The 2,505-nt window shown below is 66.2% G+C and carries 2 protein-coding genes; both read right to left on the bottom strand.

Annotation, left to right across the window (positions count from 1 at the left end):
- Positions 1–60 precede the first annotated feature (60 nt).
- Positions 61–888, bottom strand: a complete 828-nt coding sequence (istB, locus tag AM228_RS28665; RefSeq protein ID WP_054470453.1) for an IS21-like element helper ATPase IstB — start codon at positions 886–888, stop codon at positions 61–63.
- A complete protein-coding gene (istA, locus tag AM228_RS28660) occupies positions 885–2,390 on the bottom strand; it encodes an IS21 family transposase (RefSeq protein WP_054470455.1) in 1,506 nt (501 codons plus the stop codon). Before istA ends, istB begins: the two co-directional genes overlap by 4 nt.
- Positions 2,391–2,505: the final 115 nt, after the last annotated feature.

Genomic DNA, 2,505 nt, shown 5'->3' with positions numbered 1-2,505 from the left:
TGTTGACGATCACCCAATACTGACCCGTCGTGATCATTCAAATTTGACCCACCCTCAAGGCTACCTGACGGCAGCCGGTTCTGTGGATAAGTCCTTGTCTGGACTCTCCGTCTTAGCTCCTTTCTTTCGTTTGCTGGTGGTTGGTGAGCGCGCAGCGCTCGTGCTGCTGTGCCTGAAGCGCCAGGACTCGTTTCCCGTCTCCACGATGTGGCAGTGATGCGTGAGGCGATCGAGCAGCGCAGTGGTCATCTTGGCATCGCCGAAGACCTGGCTCCACTCCCCGAAGCTGAGGTTGGTGGTGATGACCACGCTGGTGTGCTCGTAGAGCTTGGAGAGCAGGTGGAAGAGCAGCGCACCGCCCGACTGGCTGAACGGCAGGTAGCCCAGCTCGTCCAGGATGAGCATGTCCACGTACATCAGGCGGTGTGCGATCTGCCCGGCTCTGCCCTGGGCTTTCTCGATCTCCAGCGCGTTGACCAGCTCCACCGTGGAGTGGAAGCGCACCCGCTTGCCGTGGCGGTGCACGGCTTGAACACCCAGGGCTGTAGCCAAGTGCGTCTTGCCGGTCCCAGGACCGCCGATGAAGACCACGTTGTGGGCCGAGTCGGTGAAGCTGCTCGTGTGCAGCTTATTGATCAACTCCGCGTCGATGGCGCTGCCCTCGAACTCGAAGCTGGCCAGATCGCGGTGCGCGGGGAAGCGCGCGGCCTTCATCTGGTAGCTGATGGAGCGAAGCTCGCGCTCAGCACCTTCTGCGCTGAGCAGTTGCTCGACCAGGGCTTCCGGCCCCAGCGCCGAGTGGCGACAGCGCGCCACCAGCTCAGGCCAGTTGGCGGCCATGCCGTGCAGCTTGAGCGCCTTCAGGCGTGCAACGATCTCGGTGCTCATGCGCGCACCTCCCGCAGCCGGTCGTAGCGCTGCACGTCAGCACGCGGCTCCTCCCGCAGCGCCGGGGTGTTCGCCTCCAGCGGCTGCAGCACAGGCAAGCCCTCCTTGAGGCGGGCCAGCACGTTGAGCACGTGCTCGGCGCTTGGGCGCTGCGCCTCCAGCGCCACCTCCGCAGCCACGATCACCGCTTCCAGGCCGTGCACGGGAACAGCGGCGAGCACCTGCGTCATCACCCGGTCTCCACCGGCGTGGCGCAGCAAGTGCCGCTGCAGCGCCTGCAGCGCCTGCAGCGCCTCAGGCATGGTCTTGAACGGTGCGCCGTTGCGCAGCGCCCCGGGCTTGGTCTGCACCAGATCGATGTAGTGGCGCCAGTCGTAGACAGTCTGCTCGCGCTCGAAGCAGCGTACATGGCGCGCCACCTCCACCCCTTCAGCCACCAGCACGAGCTCGCGCGGGTACACCCGCAGGCTCAGGATCGCGTTCACGTGGCGGGTGGGCACGCTGTAGCGGTTGCGCTGGAAGTGGATCAGCCCGGTGGCCGAGACCCGAACCGGTTGCTCGACATAGCCATCAAAGGGCTTTGGGCAAGGCATGAGGCGCGCCTGCTCGTCCTGGAACACCTCGGCCACGGTGAGCTCGGGCCACTCGGGGTGGGCACTGTCCTCCCAGCACTGGCGGCAGCGCTCGCCCAGCCAGGTGTTGAGCGCCTCCAGATCCGCCCAGCGCCGCTCGGCGGCCTCGCGCCAGACCTGGCGGCGCCGGTCCTGCACGTTCTTCTCCACCACCCCCTTCTCCCAACCCGAGGCCGGGTTGCAGAACTCTGCATCGAACAGGTAGTGCGAGCACATGGCGGCAAAGCGCACGTTCACGCTGCGGGCCTTGCCCGTTCCCACCTTGTCCACAGCGGTCTTCATGTTGTCGTAGATGCCGCGCCGCGGCACTCCGCCGAAGGCGGCAAACGCCCGGGCGTGGGCATCGAACAGCATCTCGTGGCTTTGCGCCGGGTAGGCCGTGAGCCAGAACGCGCGCGAGGCGGCCAGCTTGGTGTGCGCAACCTCCAGGCGCCGGCGCAGGCCACCCACGAAGACGTACTCGCAGCTCCAGTCGAACTGGAACGCATCGCCCAGCTCGAAGCTCATCGGCACGAACGCCGCGCGCCGGGGCGCGTTGGCTTGCTGCTCGCGCCAGCGGCGCACCCACACCGCCACCCGCGGGTAGCTGCCCTTGTAGCCGAGTGCGCGGATCTGCTCGAACAGCCCCTTGGCGGTGCGCCGCTCGCGCGCCGCGCGGTGCTGGTCGGTTCGCAGCGCCGCCTCCAGGTGCTGCGCCCAGGCGTCCACGACGCTGACCTCGCTTCGCTTGGGGTACTTCGGCTCGGTCACGTCCTGCTGGCGCAACCACCCTCTCACCGTATTCCTGGACAGCCCGGTGACTCGGCTGATCTCCCGGATGGACTTCCCATCCCTCAGGTGCATTCGCCTGATCTTGGCCAACATGCCCACGTTGATCACTCCTGGTTCCCCTGCTCAAACATTGAGCAGGGCAGTGTCTACACGTGGGTCAGATTTGCTCGATCGCGCCCCTTACAGGTGGGTCAGTTTTGAATGATCGTCAACA

Source organism: Planktothricoides sp. SR001 (genome assembly GCF_001276715.1).
GTDB lineage: Bacteria > Cyanobacteriota > Cyanobacteriia > Cyanobacteriales > Laspinemataceae > Planktothricoides > Planktothricoides raciborskii.
Note: the sequence above shows the minus strand (reverse complement) of the source record. Positions and strands in the feature narration are given on the sequence as shown.

What these genes read in the sequence shown, in the direction of transcription:
- istB (WP_054470453.1), bottom strand. Translation starts at nt 888, where the DNA reads ATGAGCACCGAGATCGTTGCACGCCTGAAGGCGCTCAAGCTGCACGGC.